Source organism: Mycobacterium sp. (assembly GCF_032159775.1).
GTDB lineage: Bacteria > Actinomycetota > Actinomycetes > Mycobacteriales > Mycobacteriaceae > Mycobacterium.
In genome coordinates this window covers 1-19889 of sequence record NZ_JAVHWK010000032.1, presented here as the reverse complement: position 1 = coordinate 19889, position 19889 = coordinate 1, and the positions used below count along the sequence as shown (strand labels likewise).

23 protein-coding genes and 2 riboswitches are annotated in these 19889 nt (G+C 66.4%); of the genes, 10 read left to right on the top strand and 13 right to left on the bottom strand.

Annotated features, from left to right (window positions below; genetic code table 11):
• Window positions 1-218 precede the first annotated feature (218 nt).
• Together QOJ24_RS03650 and QOJ24_RS03645 are read right to left on the bottom strand one after the other, a co-directional pair.
• A complete protein-coding gene (locus QOJ24_RS03650) occupies window positions 219-1418 on the bottom strand; it encodes an ROK family protein (protein ID WP_526259201.1) in 1200 nt (399 codons plus the stop codon).
• Window positions 1419-1677: 259 nt separating this feature from the next.
• Window positions 1678-2328, bottom strand: a complete 651-nt coding sequence (locus QOJ24_RS03645) for a LysM peptidoglycan-binding domain-containing protein (RefSeq protein WP_526259197.1) — start codon at window positions 2326-2328, stop codon at window positions 1678-1680.
• 99 nt (window positions 2329-2427) lie between these two features.
• Between QOJ24_RS03645 and QOJ24_RS03640 the strand changes: the two genes are divergently transcribed.
• Together QOJ24_RS03640 and QOJ24_RS03635 are read left to right on the top strand one after the other, a co-directional pair.
• Entirely contained in the window at window positions 2428-3192 is a 765-nt protein-coding gene (locus QOJ24_RS03640; protein ID WP_526259195.1) for an SDR family oxidoreductase, read from the top strand.
• 263 nt (window positions 3193-3455) lie between these two features.
• Window positions 3456-3710 carry a hypothetical protein gene (locus tag QOJ24_RS03635; protein WP_526259193.1) on the top strand — a complete coding sequence of 85 codons (255 nt, stop codon included), beginning with the start codon at window positions 3456-3458 and terminating at the stop codon, window positions 3708-3710.
• 3 nt (window positions 3711-3713) lie between these two features.
• Here QOJ24_RS03635 and QOJ24_RS03630 read toward each other — a convergent pair whose 3' ends face one another.
• On the bottom strand, window positions 3714-5006 hold the full coding sequence (locus QOJ24_RS03630; RefSeq protein ID WP_526259191.1) for an Ig-like domain-containing protein: 1293 nt from the start codon (window positions 5004-5006) through the stop codon (window positions 3714-3716).
• Between the two features lie 15 nt (window positions 5007-5021).
• Window positions 5022-6089, bottom strand: a complete 1068-nt coding sequence (locus tag QOJ24_RS03625; RefSeq protein WP_526259189.1) for a UDP-N-acetylmuramate dehydrogenase — start codon at window positions 6087-6089, stop codon at window positions 5022-5024.
• Window positions 6090-6115: 26 nt separating this feature from the next.
• Here QOJ24_RS03625 and QOJ24_RS03620 point away from each other — a divergent pair, with 26 nt between their 5' ends.
• From QOJ24_RS03620 to QOJ24_RS03610, 3 genes are read left to right on the top strand one after another with little or no spacing between them, the layout of a single operon-like run.
• The gene (locus QOJ24_RS03620) at window positions 6116-6625 is read left to right on the top strand and encodes a DUF2505 family protein (protein ID WP_526259187.1); all 510 of its coding nucleotides are present in this window, start codon (window positions 6116-6118) and stop codon (window positions 6623-6625) included.
• 21 nt (window positions 6626-6646) lie between these two features.
• Window positions 6647-7162, top strand: coding sequence for a DUF2505 family protein (locus tag QOJ24_RS03615; RefSeq protein ID WP_526259185.1), 516 nt, complete (start codon window positions 6647-6649; stop codon window positions 7160-7162).
• Window positions 7116-7976, top strand: coding sequence for a class I SAM-dependent methyltransferase (locus QOJ24_RS03610; protein ID WP_526259183.1), 861 nt, complete (start codon window positions 7116-7118; stop codon window positions 7974-7976). The genes QOJ24_RS03615 and QOJ24_RS03610 overlap by 47 nt, the downstream gene beginning before the upstream one ends.
• Here QOJ24_RS03610 and QOJ24_RS03605 read toward each other — a convergent pair.
• The gene (locus QOJ24_RS03605) at window positions 7948-9486 is read right to left on the bottom strand and encodes a high affinity choline transporter 1 (RefSeq protein WP_526259182.1); all 1539 of its coding nucleotides are present in this window, start codon (window positions 9484-9486) and stop codon (window positions 7948-7950) included. The genes QOJ24_RS03610 and QOJ24_RS03605 overlap by 29 nt on opposite strands.
• 26 nt (window positions 9487-9512) lie before the next feature.
• Window positions 9513-9621: riboswitch (guanidine-I (ykkC/yxkD leader) on the bottom strand.
• A 119-nt stretch (window positions 9622-9740) separates the two neighbouring features.
• A riboswitch (guanidine-III (ykkC-III) riboswitch) is annotated at window positions 9741-9807 on the top strand.
• A 10-nt stretch (window positions 9808-9817) separates the two neighbouring features.
• Here QOJ24_RS03605 and QOJ24_RS03600 point away from each other — a divergent pair.
• Genes QOJ24_RS03600 through QOJ24_RS03590 form a run of 3 tightly spaced genes read left to right on the top strand, consistent with a single transcriptional unit; the run spans window position 9818 to window position 12693 of the window.
• On the top strand, window positions 9818-10960 hold the full coding sequence (locus tag QOJ24_RS03600) for an agmatinase family protein (RefSeq protein ID WP_526259180.1): 1143 nt from the start codon (window positions 9818-9820) through the stop codon (window positions 10958-10960).
• Between the two features lie 21 nt (window positions 10961-10981).
• On the top strand, window positions 10982-11797 hold the full coding sequence (locus QOJ24_RS03595) for a carbon-nitrogen hydrolase family protein (RefSeq protein ID WP_526259178.1): 816 nt from the start codon (window positions 10982-10984) through the stop codon (window positions 11795-11797).
• A complete protein-coding gene (locus QOJ24_RS03590) occupies window positions 11794-12693 on the top strand; it encodes an LmeA family phospholipid-binding protein (protein ID WP_526259176.1) in 900 nt (299 codons plus the stop codon). Before QOJ24_RS03595 ends, QOJ24_RS03590 begins: the two co-directional genes overlap by 4 nt.
• Window positions 12694-12715: 22 nt before the next feature.
• On the opposite strand, the gene deoC is transcribed toward QOJ24_RS03590, so the two are convergent.
• From deoC to QOJ24_RS03560, 6 genes are all read right to left on the bottom strand, one after another.
• Complete coding sequence (gene deoC / locus QOJ24_RS03585) at window positions 12716-13390, bottom strand: deoxyribose-phosphate aldolase (RefSeq protein ID WP_526259174.1); 675 nt, start codon at window positions 13388-13390, stop codon at window positions 12716-12718.
• Complete coding sequence (locus QOJ24_RS03580) at window positions 13390-13764, bottom strand: DUF2599 domain-containing protein (RefSeq protein ID WP_526259172.1); 375 nt, start codon at window positions 13762-13764, stop codon at window positions 13390-13392. Before QOJ24_RS03580 ends, deoC begins: the two co-directional genes overlap by 1 nt.
• Window positions 13765-13801: 37 nt before the next feature.
• Entirely contained in the window at window positions 13802-14086 is a 285-nt protein-coding gene (locus QOJ24_RS03575; protein WP_526259170.1) for a DUF2516 family protein, read from the bottom strand.
• A 38-nt stretch (window positions 14087-14124) separates the two neighbouring features.
• The gene (locus QOJ24_RS03570) at window positions 14125-14745 is read right to left on the bottom strand and encodes a heparin-binding hemagglutinin (RefSeq protein ID WP_526259169.1); all 621 of its coding nucleotides are present in this window, start codon (window positions 14743-14745) and stop codon (window positions 14125-14127) included.
• Window positions 14746-14806: 61 nt separating this feature from the next.
• Window positions 14807-15223 carry a helix-turn-helix domain-containing protein gene (locus tag QOJ24_RS03565; protein ID WP_526259167.1) on the bottom strand — a complete coding sequence of 139 codons (417 nt, stop codon included), beginning with the start codon at window positions 15221-15223 and terminating at the stop codon, window positions 14807-14809.
• Between the two features lie 89 nt (window positions 15224-15312).
• Window positions 15313-16626: a DUF445 domain-containing protein gene (locus QOJ24_RS03560; protein WP_526259199.1), complete on the bottom strand. Its 1314-nt coding sequence runs from the start codon at window positions 16624-16626 to the stop codon at window positions 15313-15315.
• A 139-nt stretch (window positions 16627-16765) separates the two neighbouring features.
• Here QOJ24_RS03560 and QOJ24_RS03555 point away from each other — a divergent pair, with 139 nt between their 5' ends.
• Both QOJ24_RS03555 and QOJ24_RS03550 read left to right on the top strand, forming a co-directional pair.
• A complete protein-coding gene (locus QOJ24_RS03555; RefSeq protein WP_526259165.1) occupies window positions 16766-17473 on the top strand; it encodes a TetR/AcrR family transcriptional regulator in 708 nt (235 codons plus the stop codon).
• Window positions 17470-18339, top strand: coding sequence for a PPK2 family polyphosphate kinase (locus tag QOJ24_RS03550; RefSeq protein ID WP_526259163.1), 870 nt, complete (start codon window positions 17470-17472; stop codon window positions 18337-18339). Before QOJ24_RS03555 ends, QOJ24_RS03550 begins: the two co-directional genes overlap by 4 nt.
• 13 nt (window positions 18340-18352) lie before the next feature.
• Here QOJ24_RS03550 and QOJ24_RS03545 read toward each other — a convergent pair whose 3' ends face one another.
• Both QOJ24_RS03545 and aceA read right to left on the bottom strand, forming a co-directional pair.
• On the bottom strand, window positions 18353-19207 hold the full coding sequence (locus QOJ24_RS03545) for a 3-hydroxyacyl-CoA dehydrogenase family protein (protein ID WP_526259161.1): 855 nt from the start codon (window positions 19205-19207) through the stop codon (window positions 18353-18355).
• 73 nt (window positions 19208-19280) lie between these two features.
• Window positions 19281-19889: isocitrate lyase (gene aceA, locus QOJ24_RS03540; protein ID WP_526259159.1), on the bottom strand; the 609-nt coding region annotated here is incomplete at its 5' end.

The following is a 19889-nucleotide window of genomic DNA, read 5'->3' as shown; positions in this document are numbered from 1 at the left end:
TCGTAGCCGCGAAGCAGCCGTTTCGTGGTCATGATCGAACCGTGTCAGCACCTTCCGACATCGATTGTGGCGTCAGCCGCACTGAACTGTCGGATGTGGATGGCCTCGGGTTGCCCGCCTCCGGGCGACAAAGTCGTCAGCCGTTAGCTGATCTGCGTTCGAACGACTTTGTCGCTCAGAGCCGGGCAGCTCGGCGCGTGCTCCGCAGGGTCGGCGAATCACGCGCTGCGGGCCAGCGCACGCCGCATCGCGCCGATCGGATCGGCGTAGATGCCACCAAGCGACACCACGCCCGCACCCGCCTCCTGCACCCGGTTGCCGAACGACGTCACCCGGATATCGCGGGCGGGCAGCACCGAGCGCTGCCGGTATGCGTCCTCCACCAGGCTCATGCCCTCGGGATACTCGGTGAACGCCTGACCGCCGACCACCAGGTCGTCGGGGTTGAGCATGTCGCGCAGCAGCGCAACCGCCTCTCCGAGCACCCTCGCCCGCTCGGCCAATAAGGCGCGCGCCTGCTCGTCGCCCTGCCTGGCCGCCCGCAGCACGGCCGCCATCGTCGACGCCGGGCCGTCTGCGGGGATCACCCGGTGCTTGCGTGCGGCGATGAGAACCGCCTCGTCGCTGACCGTCGACTCCAGCTGCCCCGTTCCGCCGAGCAGGTCCGATTGAGCGGGCAAGCCGGCGATGGTTCCCGGGCCGCTGGCAGGCGAATGCACCTTGCCGCCGATCGAGAGCGCGTAGCCGACGGTTTCGCGGGCGTACACGTACAGGCTCGTCGCCGGATGCGACGGCCGGCGCGTACCCAGCAACAGTTCGGCGCCCGCCATGGCGTCGACGTGCGACGCGACCGACACCGGAAGGCCGAGGGTTTCGGCGATGACGGGCCCGACGGGCGCATCCGACCAACCCAGCCGCGGGTGGTCGAGGTAGCCGGTCGTGCTGTCGATGACGCCGCCCGCGGTGACCCCGACCCACAGCGCGCGGCGCCGGTGCCAGCGACTCAGGTAGCGACGCGCACTGCCGGCCAGCGACGCGAGGGCGGCCGTCTGCGCGCCACGCGGCGTCGGCGTCTCGACGACGTCGAGCGTGCGGCCGAACAGGTCGGTCGCCACGATGCTCGTGGTCCGCGCGCCGATGTGGATGCCGAGCGTCAGGAACGGCTCGTGGTTGACCTCGACCGGTACCCGGGGCCTGCCGATGGCGCCGGACACCGCAAGGTCGGCGCGTTCCCTGAGCACACCCGCATCGAGCAGCGCGGTCACCTGACGGTTCACCGTCGCGATCGACAGCCCGGTGACCTTGGCGATGACGTCACGGGCGATGGGGCCACGCGACCTGGCGGCGTTGAACACCGAGGCCGCCGCGGCGTCGGCCACGCACAGCGACGGCGCAACGATGTGATGCCGCGACAGCAGGGCACGCTTGGTATGGGCGGTGGGAGCTTGGCGGAGAGCGGTGGTGCGCACGGGATGTCCTCGGCAGTAGTCGGCTGGTGGGGCGGTGCCACACCTGGCGACTCAGTAGGACAGTGCGAATGTCTCGACTCGGGTCAGGCGCGGCGGATTGCGCGGCGACAACAACAACACGCGCGGCGTGCGCCGATTGCCTGACTACTGCGGGTCACGCCGTGAACTTAGCACAGCCAACTAGCTCTCTGCCCAGTGACGTCGGCCACTACCGAGGGAAGTGCACCGTCTGCGTGGACAACAGCTTGTGCGGCCTGCTGATGAAGTTCGCGGCCGCCACTACGCCCATCCATGTCGGGATGAGGTCGGAGTCGCCGTACACGAACCGGCATGCCGATTCGAGGGTCTGACCCGCGACGTGCAGGCGGAAATTGAGGCCCGGCTGGATCAGCACGGTGCCCGGTGCGGGCTCGGTGGCCGGGTCCATGTCGTTCGCGAACGCGATGACGATCGCAAGACCGTCGTCGCCGTACCACCGGCCCGCCAGCCCGGCGAAGCTCTCGCCGTCCACCACGGTGTGGTGCCCGACGTCGCTGAGATCGGGGATCAGCAGCCATGCGCCAGGCTCGATCGGCTGCTGGGCCACGCCGCTGGCGACCTCCCAGATCAGCTGGATCTTGGTGTCCTGGGTGCCGTAGTAGTGCTGGGTGACCTGTGCGCGGGCGGCCGGGGTGTCGTCGGTGGTCCACAGATGCCGGTACGTCACATAGGGAACCAGCAGTTCCTGGCCGGCGAGGATCAGGTCGGGGTTGGCGAGGTTGTTCATGCTGGCGATCACCGGATACAGCTCGCCGTCGCCGTACTCGCGTGCGGCGATGCCGAAGAGGGTGTCGCCAGGCTCGACGGTGTAGTTCTTCATCTTGGTTCCTTTCGAAGTGCGGGGGGACGGCCCAAGCCTTCGCGGGCGCGTGCCACGGCACACGAGTAGGCGACTACTCGATTTCGTAGAGTTGGTGCCATGTCAACGCCCGAATCAGACCGCCGGGTCGCGGTGGTCACCGGTGCCAGTGCCGGCATTGGTGAAGCGACCGCCAGAACGCTTGCCGCCCAAGGCTTTCACGTGGTGTGCGTGGCCCGCCGCGAGGGACCGATCAAGGAGCTCGCCGCGGAGATCGGCGGCAGCGCCGTCGTCACCGACGTCACCGACGAACGTGCGGTGGCGGCGCTTGCCGACGGGCTGGACCGCGTCGACGTCGTGGTGAACAACGCGGGCGGCGCCCGTGGCCTCGAGCCGGTGGCCGACGCGAACGTCGAGCACTGGCGGTGGATGTGGGAGTCCAATGTGCTCGGCACGTTGCACGTGACGCGCGCCCTGCTACCCAAGCTCATCGAATCCGGCGACGGGCTGATCATTACCGTGACTTCGATTGCGGCGCTGGAGATCTACGACGGCGGATCCGGCTACACCGCGGCCAAACACGCGCAGGGCGTGTTGCACCGCACGCTGCGCAGCGAGTTGATCGGAAAGCCCGTTCGGCTCAGCGAGGTAGCGCCCGGGATGGTCAAGACGGACTTCTCGTTGCGCCGGTTCGACGGCGACGAGGAGCGGGCCGACGCCGTTTACAAGGGCGTCACCCCGTTGGTGGCCGAGGACATCGCCGAGGTGATCGGCTTCGTCGCCAGCAGGCCGTCGCACGTCGACCTCGACCTGATCGTGGTCAGGCCGCGCGATCAGGTCACCGGAGCAACCGGGTCGCGCTTCAACCGACGCGACACGGAGTAGCCGAATACTCAGACCGCGACGGCCCCCTGGGTCAAGATCACCAGGTGAGAAGAACCCTTGCCGCCGCGATGGCCGCGAGCGCAACCGGGTCCGGACATCCGTCGCAGACGTCGGCGACCGAGTGGCAGGCTTTCCTGGGCCAGGATCACGTACGTCCTGCGTACACCGTTCAGTACCGCGTAACCTCGCGCCGCTGATCGGCGACAAGACCCTTGACGACTCCGTCGCCGACGAAATGGCCAACGCGGCGATGGGAGCGGTGTATGACCATCCGAGCTATTCCAAGGCACTCCTCGATCAGGGCGGCCGCCGAAGGCCGGGTCGTCAGCAACACTGAGGCGTCCTACCAACACACCTTGATCAAGCAGAAGAACCTGCCGATCACCCGACCGATTCGCGAATTCGGCAAGGCGGTCGCCGACAAGACGAACAGACCGGTGCGCGACGTAGTCAAAAAGGTCAGCGGCACCATCAAGACGGTGGCCGACAGGTTGACCCCGAAGGTCAACCGGCAGTAGCGATCAGCCGCCCGGCGGGCGGCCGTTGACCGGCTGCGGCGCATCGGTCGGGGTGGCGGGCGCGGTGCTCGGGATCCCGGTCGGTGGCGGCTGCGATGACAGCGCCGACATCGTCACCCACTCGTCCCACGGCACCGCCCAGTCCCAGATGTCCCCGTCGGCGTAGGAAAGGTCGATTGACGTTCCTGTCACCTCGACCGGGTCGCCGTAGATTGCGCTGCCGAAGTACTGCTGGGCGTTTTCCAGGTTGAGGTTGATGCAGCCGTTGGTGACATTGGTGTTGCCTTGCGCCCCAATGCTGTTGGGGTTGCAATGGATGAACTCGCCGTTGTTGGAGATACGCACGGCGAAGCGCTCGTGCACATTGCTGTAGCCGGCAGCCGGGTTGCTCATGTAGAAGTCTTCGTACTTCTCGCTGACCACGTGCACGCCGCTGCGGGTGATGTTGCGGGGCAGGTCACCTTCACCGTAGCTGCACGGGAAGTCCATGATGACGCCCTCGTCGGTGATCACCTGGATGCGGTGCGAACTGGCTTCGGCCTTGACGACCTGGCGGCGCCCGATCACGAAGTTCAGCGAAATGTCCTGTGCGCCAAAGGCATCGTCGCCGAACTTCACCCCGTAGAGTCTTGCCTCCACGTTCACCGTGGCGCCAGCGGGGTAGTAGTCCTTGGTGCGGTAGTGCACCCGCGAACCGGCGGCCTCGTCGGGCAGCCACGCCCAGCTGCCCTCGACCGGCGGCTCGGTGGTCACCTTCAGCGCCTTCTCCACGGTGGCCTTGTCCTCGTCGTCGATCGAGGCGTCGAACTGGAGAATCACCGGCACCGCGACGCCGACGACCTGACCGTCGGCGAGCTGGAACTGACCGTTGACCTGAGTTGTCGGGTTCACGGTTGTGAACTTGCCCTGCACCGGGACGGCCTTCCCGTCGCGACCGACCACCGAGCCCGCCCAGCTGTACTCCACGCCGTAGCCAAGCGGCTCGGTGACGGTGAACGCGGTGCGCTCACGGTTGATCACGCCCGCGACGGCCTTGCCTTCGGCGTTCGTCAGCGCGACGCGCTGGAACCAGCCGTCGCGGACATCGACGCGGACCGGCGAAGTGGGCACCACGTCGGCGGCGGCGTTGGCCGGGGTGTAGGTCAGCGACGGCGCGGTCGGCGCCTCGGCTGCCTCCGACGGTGCCTTCGGCTTGCTGGAACAGGCGGCGAGGACCCCCGGAGCGACCACTCCGACCGCCAGAGCGGTCAGGGCTTTGCGCCGAGAAATCGGCGGCAACGGATTGGCGGGGGTCACGTGTTCCAAAGATACCTAGAGAGAGCCTCCAACCAGAATCGGCTCGGGTGTGAGTTCGATCCCGAAACCGGCCTTTACACCGTCGCGCACCCGTCTGGCCAGGGCAATCACGTCGGACGCGGTGGCATTTCCGCGGTTGGTCAGGGCCAGCGCGTGCTTGGTGGACAGCCGGACGGGCGCTTCGTCGGCCGGATAGCCCTTGTGAAAGCCCGCTTGCTCGACCAGCCAGCCCGCGGCCAGCTTGACCCCGTTCGGCGCCGGGTAGTTCGGTACCGGCGCCTGAAAGCGGCCCTGGATCCGGTCGAAGACCGCGCGCGTGACGACGGGGTTGGTGAAGAACGAGCCGACGCTCCAGGTGTCGTGGTCGGCTTCGTCGAGCACCATGCCCTTGCGTCTGCGCAACGCCAGCACGGCGTCACGCACTGCGGCCGGGTCGGTGCGGGCGCCCGGCTCGGCGCCGAGCGCCGCCGTCAGCTCGCCGTAGCGCAGCGGCGCACTGCGGCCGTCGGCGTCAAGGCCGAACTCGACCTCCAGCACGATGGCGGCATCGGAGTGTTTGAGAATGCTTGTCCGATAACCGAATCCGAGCTCTGCGCCACTGACCCAGCGATCCTCGCCGCTGGCGCGGTCCAGCAGCCGGACACGTCGGATCGTGTCCGAGACCTCCGCCCCGTACGCACCGACGTTCTGCACCGGAGTCGCGCCCGTCGAGCCGGGGATGCCCGACAGACATTCGAGGCCACCGAGGCCGTGCTCGATCGCGGTGACGACGACGTCGTCCCACACCGCGCCTGCCTCTGCCCGCAGCACGTCGCCGTCGACCTGGATGCCCGCATTGGCCAGCCGAACGACCGTCAGATCCGCCATCTCGTCGGGCAGGACGACATTCGAACCGCCCGCCAGCACCAGCGTCCGTTCTCCGGAGTCCGCTGCTGCGTCAAGAGCGCCGATGACCGCGATGACCGCATCGGTGCTCTCGCAGGTGATCAGGCGGCGCGCGACCGGGCCGACGCGCAGCGTGGTCAGCGGGGCGAGCGGTACCTGCTCGGCGACAGGTACACCCCGTAGGCGCGAAGTGACCACGGGCCGTAACGGTAGCCTGGCCAGCTATGCCGCGTTCATTCGACATGGCCGCCGAGTACGAGGGCAACGTCGAACAGGTGCACCGGGCATTCCGCGATCGGTCCTACTGGTTGGCGCGGCTGGCTGATTCCGGCGCCGACAAGACGACGTTGGACTCCATGCAGGTCGATGGCAAGGGCGGCGTCGACGTGGTCACCACGCAGGTTCTTCGCCGCGACCGGCTACCCGGCGTGGTCACGCAGTTCCATCCCCGCGATCTGGCGATCGTGCGCGAAGAGGTGTGGAGCCCGATCGCGGATGGCGCCGCGACCGCAACCGTGACCGGTGCCATCCCCGGGGCACCCGTTTCGCTGACGGGTGCCGCTGTGCTCGAGCCCACCGCCGACGGGGGCTCGCGGCTGCGATTCACCGCAAGCGTGGAGGTGCGGATCCCTCTCGTCGGCGGCAAGATCGAAAACTTCATCGGCAGCCAACTCGTCGACTTGCTCATCGCAGAGCAGCGATTCACCACGGCGTGGATCGAGGAGAACCCTTAACTGGGCCGGTAACGTGGTGTTATGGCGCGCCGGATGGATTACAGGATCGACTTCGGCGCGCCAGCTGAGAAGATCTACCAGGACTTCACCAGCCGCGCCTACTGGGAAACCCTGATGGACGCCTACCGCTTCCTGACCCCACAGTCCGAAATCACGACGTTCACGTCGGACGGGTCGGGCACCGACGTCGTCTTCAAGCAGAACCTGCCGCGGGCATACCTGCCGCCGGTCGCGCGCAGCGTGGTTCCCGTCGACATGGTCATCACTCGCGAGCAGCATTTCGACCCGTACGACCACGCCAACAAACAAGGCAAGGGCACCTACCGGGCGAGCATCCCGCACGGGCCGGGACACTTCGGCGGCACATACCTGCTCACCGAGACCGAATCGGGCAGCGAGCTACGTCTGGTCAGCGTCTGCAAGGTGTACATCCCGCTGATCGGCGGTGCGCTGGAGGACCTGATCCTTCACCACATCAAGCAGCTCTTCGATGCCGAGGAGGCGTTCACCGCTGACTGGATCGCCAAGCACCACTAGCCCCGTTGGTCAGCTGACACGGGGCACGACCGGCCACAACCGGCTTCGCCGCTGCGATCGGTGGCTCGTGCACTCGCCGCGGGTCCGCACCGCATTGCAGTCGGCGGCCGACCCTCTGGTGATCGATCTCGGTTACGGCGCCCTTCCGGTGACCACTCTGGAACTCGCGAGCAGGTTGCGCACCGTACGCACCGATGTGCGGGTGATCGGGTTGGAGATCGACCCAGAGCGCGTCAATGCGGCGCGGGCCGCCCAAAACCACTCAGTCGAGTTCGGGCTCGGCGGTTTCGAGTTGGCAGGCCACTGCCCGGTGCTGGTGCGGGCGTTCAACGTGCTGAGGCAGTACCCGGAGGACGCCGTCGACGAGGCGTGGTCGTTGATGAGGACACGGCTGGCGCCCGGCGGCCTGGTCGTCGACGGCACGTGCGACGAGATCGGCAGGCGGTGCGCCTGGGTACTGCTCGACGGCGACGGACCGGTCAGCCTGACCCTGGCCTGCGACCCGTTCGCCATCGAGCGCCCGTCAGACCTCGCTGAGCGGCTTCCGAAAGTGCTTATCCACCACAATGTCTCGGGTCAGCCGGTCAACAGCCTGCTTGCCGCCGCCGATCACGCATGGGCGAGCGTCGCCGGCCACGGTGTCTTCGGACCGCGTGAACGGTGGCGCGCCATGCTGAACATGTTGCGCGACAACGGCTGGCCGGTCGAACCTCCCCGCCGCCGCATGCGCGACGGCGTGCTCACGGTGCCGTGGTCCGATGTCGCCCCCGTCGGGGCTCCGTGGGCTACTGTTGCCCCGCCGCTTCGACCTTGACCAGATCCGCCTCCGGCTCCCCGTCAGTCACCTCGTCGAGTGCGTCGTCGACATCCTGGGCGACCTGGATGTCGAGTCCGCGAATCGGTGCCTGCGGCGTCACCAAAGCTATTGCCACATAGGTGATCAACGACGAGGCGAAGGCAATGAAGGTCGGCCAGCCGTCGAATGACGGGTCGATGACGCCGTTGGGGATGTAGAGGATCGTGTTGTCCAAGCCGTACATCGTCGGCGTCATCACGAACAACACGAGTCGCACGGTCAGGCCGACGACAATGGACGTCAGTGCCGCGACTGCGGTACCCCTGCGCCACACCAGCCCGAGGATGAACGGCACCACCAGACACGCCAGCAGCAGATCGAACGCCAGCGTCAGCAGGATTCCGGTCTGCTTCACATAGATCGCGATGAAAATTGCGAGCACCGTCACCGGCACCATCGCGATGCGCGTCGACCACAGCAGCGGATCACGCTGCCCCGGCACATGCACGCGCCGAATCCCGCCGAGGTTGCGCACCGACACATTCGAGATGGCCAGAATCGCGCCGTTGGCGGTGCTCATCGACGCGCCGACAAGGCCGCACAACACGATGACCGTCAGGAACACCGGGGCGTAGTTGTCCAGCAGCACGAATAGGATCGGGCCGTCGAGCTGCTCGGGCAGGAACGCCTTCGCCGAGAGCACGACGAGCCCGAACGGAATGCAGATCGCCACGACACCCGTCGCGGCGCCAAAGCATGCCCGCCGGGCCGTCTCCGGGGACTTCGCGGCGAACACCCGCTGCATGAAGTCGATCGCGACGATGTCGCCGATGCCCAACGCGATCAGCGTCGCCCAGTTGATGGTCGCACCCTGGGCCGGGTCGGTCATCTGGCCGAGCTCCAGCGGGCCCATGCCGTCGGCGATCGCGATGCCGTGCGTGACGGCCATCCAGATCAGCAGGCCGACGGCGCCGACGAACACCAGAGCCATCTGGATGATCGCGGTGTACGCATCGGCGATCAGGCCGCCCGTTCCCGTGTAGGCCACGGCGAGGATCGCGATGATGACCGCGCCGAGCCAGTACGGAATCCCGACGAAGTAGTTGAACAGAAAGCCGCCCGCAACCAGGTTTCCCGCCACCAGAAGGCAGAAGCCGATGATCAGCAGCAGGGATGCGACGGCCTCGACGGGCCGGCCGAACCGCAGCCGGTAGTAGTCCGGGAATGACGTGAGCCCCATCCGGTTCATCGGCTTGGCGAAGAACACGCCCGTCAGGAACAGGCACAGCGCGAGGCCGAGCGGAAGGCACGCGCCGGCCCAGAAGCCGAATTCGGACGCCAGGTCGGTATTGCCCAGCGTGGCATTGGTGTCGACCGCCGAGCCCATCAGCGCCCCGCCGACGAGGATCAGGGGCAGTGAGCGGCCGGCGACGAGGAAATTGGCGCTGTCGCCTGCGATGCGTTTCGAAACCAGGAAGCCGACGAGAACGACGACGGCGATGCTGATCCCTACGCCGAGAAGAATCATGAGGGAGCCTCCTTGCGAGCTGCGGAGCCTCCCGGGTTTTTGTCCCGCCGTGGAGCGGCGGGGCCTCGTCGCCCAACCGCCTGCATCTCTCGGACCAGACCCGTAGAAACCGGCGGAACCCTAGACGCGCCCCACAGCTGAATGTGGGTCGTGCGTCAGGAAAGCCCCGAACCGTTACGGCGGGTTGCGGGCAGTGTTAACGGCTCGTTGCATTTTCAAGTGGCGGGTTTTCCGATCGCTGCCAAGATAAGGAAGCAGGAGCCGCGCACCGGCTCCCCGGACGAGGTGCGTCGTACCCGGCAAGCGACAAGACGGCGCTAAGGAGTCCACCGTGGCCGACGACGACCAAGCCCTCAACGCCGAAGGCGCATGGGCGCAACAAGCCGAGGCGCGCCTTCCGGATCGCCGCGAGCGCGAGGAGATCGAACGCGGCCTCACCTACGGGCTGGAGGCCGCGCCGACGATCAACGACCGCCGAATCTCCACGTTCGTCCGCGGCGAACTGCCGCACTTCGCGGGCGAGCGGGGAACGTTCCTGAAATGCCCGTTCGTCGAGGACGTCAACAAGGTCGACGACGCCGAGGTGGCGATCTTCGGTGTGCCGCTCGACGCCGGCGCTACCTACCGGCCGGGCACCCGCTTCGGTCCGCAGGGAATTCGGCGGTCCACCAACCTTTTTGGCACCTACAACTACGAGTCGGGCGTCGACCTGCGTGAGCAGCTCAACATGGTCGACATCGGCGACGTGTTCACCATCCCGGGCAACCTGGAGAAGTCCTTCGACCAGATCAGCCAGGCCATGGCGCATGTGGTGTCCAAGGGTGTGATGCCCGTCGTGCTCGGCGGCGATCACTCCATCGGCTTCCCGACCATCCGCGGGTTGACCCCCTATCTGGACGGCAACGTCGGCATCATCCACTTCGACCGCCACGTGGACACCCAAGAATCCGACCTCGACGAGCGAATGCACACCACACCGTGGTTCCACGCCACCAACATCAAGAACGCGCCCGCCACCAATCTGGTACAGATCGGTATCGGCGGCTGGCAGGCGCCCCGGGCGGGCGTCAAGGTCGGTCGCGAGCGTCAGTCGACGGTCATCACCGTGGGCGACGTGGAACGGGTCGGCGTCGAAAAGATCGCCGAGATGGCACTCGAGATCGCCTGGAAAGACGCCAAGGCCGTGTACCTCTCTTTCGATATCGATGTCATCGACGCCGGCTTCGTCCCCGGCACGGGGTGGCCGGAACCCGGCGGGCTGCTGCCGCGCGAGGCGCTCAACCTCATCAAGATGGTGTCGGAGCCAGGCCTGGCAGGCATCGAGGTCGTCGAGTGCTCGCCACCGTACGACTGGGCCGAGCAGACCGCGCTGTTGAGCTCCCGGGTGATCCTGGACAGCCTTGCCGCGCAAGTGCGCTCTGGGAAACTGGGCAACAAGGCCGCCGCACAGGACCGAGTCGCCTGGGGGCCGTGACGGCGGCTCTACTCTGGAGCCATGCGAATCGCGTTGGCGCAGGTCCGGAGCGGCACTGAACCCGAGGCCAATCTGAAGCTGGTCGAGGACTACACGCGTCGGGCGGCCGACGCGGGCGCGAGCCTGGTGCTGTTCCCTGAAGCGACGATGTGCCGATTCGGGGTGCCGCTGTCAGAGGTCGCCGAGCCGCTGGACGGGCCGTGGGCCGACGGGGTGCGCCGCATCGCGTCGGGCGCGGGCGTCACCGTCGTTGCAGGCATGTTCGTGCCGGCCGACGACGGCCGGGTCACCAACACGTTGATCGCGTCCGGGCCGGGCGTGGACGCCCACTACGACAAGATCTACCTCTACGACGCGTTTGGGTTCACCGAGTCGCGCACCGTCGCGCCGGGCCGCGAGCCCGTGGTGATCACCGCCGACGGGGTGCGCGTCGGGCTGAGCCTCTGCTACGACATCCGCTTCCCGGAGCTCTACGTCGAACTGGCAAGACGCGGCGCTCAGCTCATCACCGTGCACGCCTCGTGGGGCACGGGGCCAGGCAAGCTCGAACAGTGGACGCTGCTGGCCCGTGCCAGGGCATTGGACACCGGCAGTTTCGTCGGCGCCGTCGGTCAGGCATATCCGGGCGACGAGGTCGCTGCGCTCGGACCGACAGGCGTGGGCGGCAGCGTCGTCGCATCTCCGCTCGGTGAGGTCATCGAAGCGGCGGGCGCAGACCCGACGCTGCTCGTCACCGATATCGACCCCGAAGCCGTGCAGTCGGTGCGGGACACGATCGCGGTGCTGCGCAACCGCACAGACCTCGCTGAACTTCATAAGGCAGAATCGCGGGGGTGACTGAACCCTGGGCTCGCCCGGCCGACCAGCCCCCGCCAGGTCAGGCCCCGCAGGGGCCGCCTCCTCCGCAGTTCCCGCCGGGCCCATCCGGGCAACCTGGTCCCCCGCCACCAGGCGGGCCAGCTGGACCAGGCGGACCAGGCGCAGAAGGCGGGAAGCTCAAGCGGCTCTTCCGTGACCCGCTGACCATCGTGCTGGTGGTCGTCATCGTGGTGGCGCTGGTCGCCGCCGGCGTACTGGCCGCGGAGCTGTACGCGCGCAGTCGGGCCGACGACGTGGTGGCCGCGGCCACCGAGTGCGTGGTGCAGGACGACGTCACCGTCTCGTTCGGTGCGTCGCCGTTTCTGATCCAGCACATGACCGGGCACTACGGCAACATCTCAATCGAGACGGCGGGTAACCAGATCCGCGACGCCAAAGGCATGAAGGCCCAGGTGAACATCGACGACGTGCGGCTGCACGACTCCGGGAATTCGAAGGGCACCATCGGCGCACTGAACGCGACGATCACCTGGACGGCTGACGGCATCAAGCAGACCGTGCAGGATTCCATCCCGGTAGTCGGCGGGTTCGTCACCGGCGTCAAGACCAACCCGTCCGACGGCACCATCGAGCTCGAGGCGGCATTGGGCAGCAGTATCACCACCAAGCCGACAGTGCAGGACGGTGGCCTGGCGCTACAGGTGGTCAACCTCAGCGGGCTGGGCTTCACGCTGCCGCGCGAGACGGTGCAGCCCGCGCTGGATGCGTTCTCCGCCCAGCTGACGAAGAACTATCCGCTCGGTATCAAGGCCGACGATGTCACAGTCACCGATACCGGTGTGACAGCGCGCTTTTCGACCAAGGACGCGCAGATCCCGGCGGGCAACGACGATCCCTGCTTCGCAGGCCTCTGAGTCGGCTCGGCCGGCGTGGCCTTCAGACCAGTCCGTCCAACACGGCGCGGGTGCCCGACAGCCCGAGACGGGTAGCACCCGCGTCAAGCATCGCGACGGCGTCGTCGGCGGTGCGAATGCCGCCGCTGGCCTTGACCCCGAGCTCCGCGCCGACGGCGGCCGCCATCAGCTCGACCGCGTGCAGCGAAGCGCCGCCGCTGGGATGAAACCCGGTGGAGGTCTTGACGAAGTCCGTACCCGCGTCTGCGGCCGCCCGGCACGCCGAGGTCAGCGCGTCTTCACCGGCCAGGCTCAGCAGTGCCGCCGACTCGACGATCACCTTGAGGACCGCGTCGGGCACGGCGGCGCGGACGGTGGCGACATCGGCCCGTACCGAGTCGAATTCACCCGATACAGCGGCGCCGACATCGATGACCATGTCGATCTCGTCGGCGCCCGCATCCACGGCCTGCACCGCCTCGGCGGCTTTGATCGCCGAAAGGTGTTTGCCTGACGGGAATCCCACGACAGATGCGATGTGCAGACCCTCGGGTGCCGACGATCTGGCGACGGCCACCATCGAAGGAGATACGCACACCGCATACACGCCGAGCTCGACGGCCTGCGCCACCAATGTCGTGATATCGCTTTGTGTTGCTTCGGGTTTGAGCAACGTGTGGTCGACGACACCGGCCACTTCAGCGCGACCGCGCGGCACTAGAACGGTTCTTCTGTGCCGCCGGGATTGCAGTGCGCGGCCACCATCTGGTCGGGTGAGACCTCCGGTCGCCACGGCTCGAGGTTCCAGCTCGTTTTCCCTGGTTCGGCGAGTTCCGCGTACTGCCAGTGGCACATGAATTGTTCACGCATACCGGGAATGTCGGCGTCCGGCGACAGCGCCAGCACTTCGGTCCATGCCTCGTCGGCCTGCCCTGTGGTGCCGATCTGAGCGGCCGCGACGCGGGCGGATTCCGTCGGATATACGCGCAGTGTGGACAGGTCGCCCCACTTCGCCCACTCGGCGGAGGCGACGTAGGGCGGGCTGGCCACGTCGGCCGACGCGGTGCCCGCGAGCACGAGGGCAGCAGTCATGGCAGCCGCCGCGGCGGCAAGGATCCGGCGCACTCGACTACCGTGACTTTCCCTGGATATCGAGGATCTTGGGCCGGACGTCGACGAGGTAAATGCCCGATGCCACTGCTGCGATGGCCGCGCCGAAGGGATCCCGGAATACCAGCAGCAGCAGGACGCTGACGCCGATGATGAGCAGCCAGACCGGCTTGGTGAGCTTGCCCGCGGCGGTGTAGGCGTCGGGGCGTTGCATGGCGGCGTGCACGAAGGCATAGGCGGCCACGGCAAATGCGAGGACGACGAGCACCAAAACGATGACGCCCGCTAGGTCGGCAAGGATCACCTCACCAGCCTAAGCGGGCGCCACCGTCGGCGTCGAATCTACTTCTGAGTGACCTTCTTGGCCGGAGCCTTCTTGGCCGGAGCCTTCTTGGCGGGGGCCTTCTTGGCCGGCGCCTTCTTGGCGGTCGACTTCACCGGGGCGGCGGTCTTCTGCGCCTTCTTGGGCAGCTCGACGCCAACCAGCTTGGCGGCGCGCTCCCCGACCGCGCGGGTCTGCGAAGCAACGTTGCCCAGGGCCCCCTGGGTCAACTCGACAGCCTGATCGGTGTAGGTCTCCACCCGGCCGGCGGCCTCTTCGAGACCAGGCTGGCTGCGCAGCTTCTCGATGGCGACCTCGCCACGCTCGACGAGCTTGTTGTAGGTGCTCTGCGCGGTCTCGGCATAGGTCTCGGCGAACTTGCGGAGCTCCTCGGAGCTCAGCCGGTCGCGGAGGTCACCGAACTGCGACGGCAGGTCCTCCTGCAGCCTGGTCAGCCGGGCGCGGCTCTCCTCGACGCGCGTCTCGGCGTCGGTGCGGGCCTCGCCTGCACGCTCGAGCAGGGTGGCGACGATCTCGTTGACCCGCTCGAGGGCGAGGTCGGCGGCGCCCACTGCGGCGAGCAGCGGAGCCTTGAGGTCGTCAACGGTCGGCTGGGTGTTCTTCTGGGTCTTCTTCGCCATGTCAATGGTTCCTTTCTGATGTTTTCACTCGGTGGTCTCTATACAGCGATTCGTCGGGAGTTCAGTCAGTAGTCGGCTCCTCGTCCGTCTGCCTGCCTTCCTGGACGAGGGCGGCTTCGTTCTGTTCACAGAACGATGTGTAGATGTCGAGCAGCACCTGCTTCTGCCGCTCGGTGATCGCCGTGTCGGTGACGATGACGTCACGAACTTCGTTGGACTCGCTGGGTTCCAGGATTCCCGCCCTGATGTAGAGCACTTCCGCAGAGACCCGCAGTGCCTTGGCGATCTGGCTCAGCACGTCGGCTGAGGGTTTCCGCAGTCCCCGCTCGATCTGGCTCAAGTAGGGATTACTGACGCCGGCCTTCTCGGCCAGCTGCCGCACCGACACCTGCGCCGCCTCGCGCTGCGACCGGATGAAGCTCCCGATGTCCACTGCAGCGTTGGAGACCACATCGACGAGCTTCTCGTCCTGCGACATGGGTTACCCCCTCGGTACGTCGGGAAATCAGTGTGACGACCCAACGGTACGACGGGGTGCTAACTTTTGCAAGCACTAGTTAGCGCAGGTCAGAAGAGTAGTTGGGCTACCGAATAGATGGCCAGACCGGCGAGGGCGCCCACCACCGTGCCGTTGATCCGGATGAACTGCAGGTCACGGCCAACGTGAAGTTCGATGCGGCTGCTGGCCTCTTCGGCGTCCCACCGCTCGATCGTGTCGGTGATGATCGTTGTGATTTCCGCCCCATATTGGGAGACCAGGTGTTGCGCCGCCCTGGTGATCCAGTTGTCCACCTTGTCGCGCAGGTCGGCGTCGTCGCGTAGCGATTCGCCGATGTGCACCGCTGAGTCCGCGATGCGGGTGCGCAGCGCCGACGACGGGTCGTCGACGGACTCGAGAAAGATCCTCTTGGCCGTGTTCCACGCCGTTTCCGCTGCGCGGGCGACCTCTTCGCGGGCCATGATCTGGTTCTTCACGTTCTCGGCCTTGCCGATCGTGTCCTCGTCGTGCTGCAGGTCCTCGGCGAACTCGAACAGGAACCGGGTAGCCGACCGGCGCAACTCGTGGTCGGGATTGCGCCGCACCTTGTCGGTGAAGTCCATCAACTCGCGGTGGATGCGGTCGCCGACGAGATGGTCCACCCAACGCGGTGACCACGTCGGCGAATCGCGCTCGATCACCCGCTCGATCACCTCGCCGGCATTCAACGACCACTGAAACGCCCGATCGGCCAGCAGTTGCAACAGGGCTTCCTGACGGCCCTCTTGCAACAGCGTGGACAGCACCCGCCCGATCGGCGGACCCCACTGCGGCTCGGCGATCCGCTTGACGATCATCCGGTCCAATACCGCCTGGACGTCCTCGTCGCGCAACATCTCGACCATCACCCGCAGCACCGTGGAGGCCTCAGCGGCAACTCGCTCGGCGTGCGCGGGATCCGAAAGCCACTTTCCGAGACGTCCGGCGACTTCGGCGTCGCGCAGCTTGGTCTCGACCACCTCCGGCGACATGAAGTTCTCCCGGACGAACGCCCCAAGACCCTCGCCCAGCTGATCCTTTTTGCGCTTGATGATCGCGGTGTGCGGAATCGGTATGCCCAGCGGGTGCTTGAAGAGCGCCGTCACCGCGAACCAGTCGGCCAGTGCGCCGACCATGCCGGCTTCTGACGCGGCGGCGACATAGCCGGCCCACGCACCGGCGCCGTTGGCCTCGGCCCACCGGCAGAACAGGAACAAAACGGTGGCACCGACCAGGAATCCCAGCGCGACGGCCTTCATGCGACGTAGGCCACGGCGCCGTTCGGCATCGGCGGCGATGTCGGCGCCGGCCAGCGATTCGGCGAAACTCGCCCGCTCGGCCGGTGACGCGGGCAGGGCCTTCAATCCGCTGCTTCCTGAGCCTGGTCTGTGTGCCACTCCTCCATCATCCGCTACAACTTCGGTAGTTCGCCCGTGCCCACGCGGCTGACAGCGCCCGTCGGCCGTAGTATCGAGTAGATCTAGGGAACGGACTAGCGCGATAGTGGCTCAGCAGACACCGCCGGGGGCGGTCAAGACCGATGGTCGCAAGCGTCGCTGGCACCAACACAAGGTGGAGCGTCGCAACGAGCTGGTAGACGGCACACTCGTGGCCATCCGGCAACGCGGCAGCAATGTCAGCATGGACGAGATCGCCGCCGAGATCGGGGTTTCGAAGACCGTTCTCTACCGCTACTTCGTCGACAAGAACGACCTGACCACTGCGGTGATGATGCGGTTCGCGCAGACCACCTTGATCCCGAACATGGCCGCCGCGCTGTCATCGAACCTGCAGGGCTACGAACTGACCCGAGAGGTCATCAAGGTCTATGTCGAGACGGTGGCCGCCGAACCCGAGCCGTACCGGTTTGTGATGGCGAACAACTCGGCGAGCAAGAACAAGGTGATCGCCAACAGCGAGGAGATCATCGCCCGCATGCTCGCGGTCATGCTGCGCAGGCAGATGGTCGGTGTCGGCATGGACACCGGAGGCGTGGAGCCGTGGGCGTATCACACGGTGGGCGGCGTGCAGTTGGCGACGCACTCGTGGATGTCGCATCCGCGGATGAGCTCCGACGAGCTGATCGACTACCTGACGATGCTGTCGTGGAATGCGCTGTGCGGCATCGTCGAAGTGGGCGGCTCTCTGGAGAAGTTCCGGGAAATGGCACACCCGTCGCCGCTCCTGCCGCCACAATTGCTCAGACGATGAGCAAATCTGACGAGCTGCCCGATCCGTGGACGCACGAGCCACACGAGTTTTTGGTGTACCGCGAGGGCGACCGGATCGAGGACGTCGACACCAGGGCGACGCCTGGGTTCAAGGGCAAGAAGTCCGACGCCGCCGACCTGCAGCCCGAGCGCAACGAACGGTTCGCAGAGTTGCAGGAAATGCTCTACGCCAACAGCAAGGGCGCAGGCGACGAAAAGTCGTTGCTTCTGGTGTTGCAGGGCATGGACACCGCGGGCAAGGGCGGGATCGTCAAACACGTTGTCGGAGCGGCCAACCCGCAGGGCATCCGATACCACGCGTTCGGTGTGCCGAGCGAGGAAGAGCGCAAGCACAACTACCTCTGGCGGATCCGGCAGGCGCTGCCAGCAGCGGGCGACATCGGCGTGTTCGACCGGTCACATTACGAGGACGTCCTTGTGGTGCGGGTTCACGATCTGGTACCGCCCGAGGTGTGGGACAAGCGCTACGACGAGATCAACAGGTTCGAGAAACAACTGGTCGAATCCGGCACCACCATCATCAAGGTGGCGATGTTCGTCTCGCTGGAAGAGCAGAAGAAGCGGTTGACCAAGCGCCTGCGACGGCCCGACAAGTACTGGAAGTACAACCCGAAGGACGTCGACGAGCGGCTGGTGTGGCCGAAGTATCTGGAGGCCTACCAGGCGATGCTCGAACGGACGTCGACGGACTATGCGCCGTGGCACATCATCCCGTGCGACCGCAAATGGTACGGCCGGCTGGCGATCCTCGAGCTGCTCATCGAGGCGCTCGAGGAGCTCAAGTTATCTTGGCCGCCAGCCGATTTCGACGTCGCAGAAGAAAAGAAGCGGCTCGCCGACGCCTAGAATTCCAACGGCTTCAGTACGCGTAGAAGCCTTTGCCGGACTTCTTGCCGAGTTGTCCTGCCTCGACCATCCGCAGCAGCAGCGGCGGCGGCGCGAAGTTCGGGTCCTTGTATTCGTCGTACATCGAGTCCGCGATGAGCTTCATGGTGTCCAGGCCGATGAGATCCGACAGCCGCAGCGGGCCCATCGGGTGCGAAAGCCCGGCGACAACGGCCGTGTCGATGTCCTCGACGGTAGCGACGCCGGCTTCGGCCATCCGGATGGCCGAAAGAAGATAGGGCACCAGCAGCGCATTGACGATGAACCCGGACCGGTCGCCGCAGCGCACCACCTCCTTGCCGAGCACCTCGCTCGCGAACTCCTCGGTGCGCGACAACGCGTCGTCAGAGGTGACCAATGTGCTGATCAGTTCGACCAGCGGCAGTACCGGAACGGGATTGAAGAAATGCAGGCCGAGCACACGGCTCGGGTTCTTCGTTGCCGCAGCGATTTTCATGATGGGAATGCTGGACGTGTTCGACGCGAGCACGGCATCCGGATCGGTGATGAGCTCATCGAGCTGGGCGAAGATCTTGCCCTTGACGGCCTCGTCCTCCACGACCGCCTCGATCACGAGTTGACGGTCTGCCAGGTCGGCGAGATCGGTGGTGAACGTCAGCCTCGACAGCGCGGCGTCGCGATCGGCTTCAGACAGCTTGCCCTTGCTGGTGGCGCGCTCGAGCGAACCTGTGACCCGGTTGCGGCCCGCGGTGACCAGCTCCTCGGTCGGCTCGTAGACGGCCACCTGCGCGCCCGCCTTCGCGGACACCTCGGCGATGCCCGAACCCATCTGCCCGGCGCCGATTACGCCTACTCGTTCAATGCCCACTTCATCTCCCTCACACAGCAATGAGCCCCGCCCGGATCACCAGGCGGGGCTCATGCTGTCATGCCTCAACAGATCAGTGGAACTGGCCCTCTTCGGTGGAGCCCGTCAGCGCCGTGGTCGACGACGTCGGGTCAACCGTGGTGGCGATCCGGTCGAAGTAGCCCGCGCCGACCTCGCGCTGGTGCTTCGTCGCGGTGTAACCGCGCTCCTCGGCGTCGAACTCGCGCTCCTGCAGCTCGACGTAGGCACTCATCTGGTTGCGGGCGTAGCCGTAGGCCAGATCGAACATCGAGTAGTTCAGGGCGTGGAAGCCGGCCAGCGTGATGAACTGGAACTTGAAGCCCATCGCACCGAGTTCCTTCTGGAACTTGGCGATGGTCGCGTCGTCGAGGTGCTTGCGCCAGTTGAACGACGGCGAGCAGTTGTAGGCCAGCATCTGGTCGGGGAACTCGCTCTTGACGCCCTCGGCGAACTTCGCGGCCAGTTCCAGGTCCGGGGTTCCGGTCTCCATCCAGATCAGGTCGGAGTACGGCGCGTAGGCCTTGGCGCGGGCGATGCACGGCTCGAGGCCGTTGCGCACCCGGTAGAAGCCTTCCTTGGTGCGCTCACCCGTGATGAACGGCTGGTCGCGCTCGTCGACGTCGGAGGTGATCAGCGTCGCGGCCTCGGCATCGGTGCGGGC

What these genes read in the sequence shown, in the direction of transcription:
- QOJ24_RS03580 (WP_526259172.1), bottom strand. Translation starts at nt 13,764, where the DNA reads ATGACTGCTGCCCTCGTGCTCGCGGGCACCGCGTCGGCCGACGTGGCC.
- QOJ24_RS03620 (WP_526259187.1), top strand. Translation starts at nt 6,116, where the DNA reads ATGCCGCGTTCATTCGACATGGCCGCCGAGTACGAGGGCAACGTCGAA.
- QOJ24_RS03570 (WP_526259169.1), bottom strand. Translation starts at nt 14,745, where the DNA reads ATGGCGAAGAAGACCCAGAAGAACACCCAGCCGACCGTTGACGACCTC.
- QOJ24_RS03645 (WP_526259197.1), bottom strand. Translation starts at nt 2,328, where the DNA reads ATGAAGAACTACACCGTCGAGCCTGGCGACACCCTCTTCGGCATCGCC.
- QOJ24_RS03635 (WP_526259193.1), top strand. Translation starts at nt 3,456, where the DNA reads ATGACCATCCGAGCTATTCCAAGGCACTCCTCGATCAGGGCGGCCGCC.
- QOJ24_RS03615 (WP_526259185.1), top strand. Translation starts at nt 6,647, where the DNA reads ATGGCGCGCCGGATGGATTACAGGATCGACTTCGGCGCGCCAGCTGAG.
- QOJ24_RS03595 (WP_526259178.1), top strand. Translation starts at nt 10,982, where the DNA reads ATGCGAATCGCGTTGGCGCAGGTCCGGAGCGGCACTGAACCCGAGGCC.
- QOJ24_RS03550 (WP_526259163.1), top strand. Translation starts at nt 17,470, where the DNA reads ATGAGCAAATCTGACGAGCTGCCCGATCCGTGGACGCACGAGCCACAC.
- QOJ24_RS03610 (WP_526259183.1), top strand. Translation starts at nt 7,116, where the DNA reads ATGCCGAGGAGGCGTTCACCGCTGACTGGATCGCCAAGCACCACTAGC.
- QOJ24_RS03640 (WP_526259195.1), top strand. Translation starts at nt 2,428, where the DNA reads ATGTCAACGCCCGAATCAGACCGCCGGGTCGCGGTGGTCACCGGTGCC.
- QOJ24_RS03605 (WP_526259182.1), bottom strand. Translation starts at nt 9,486, where the DNA reads ATGATTCTTCTCGGCGTAGGGATCAGCATCGCCGTCGTCGTTCTCGTC.
- QOJ24_RS03565 (WP_526259167.1), bottom strand. Translation starts at nt 15,223, where the DNA reads ATGTCGCAGGACGAGAAGCTCGTCGATGTGGTCTCCAACGCTGCAGTG.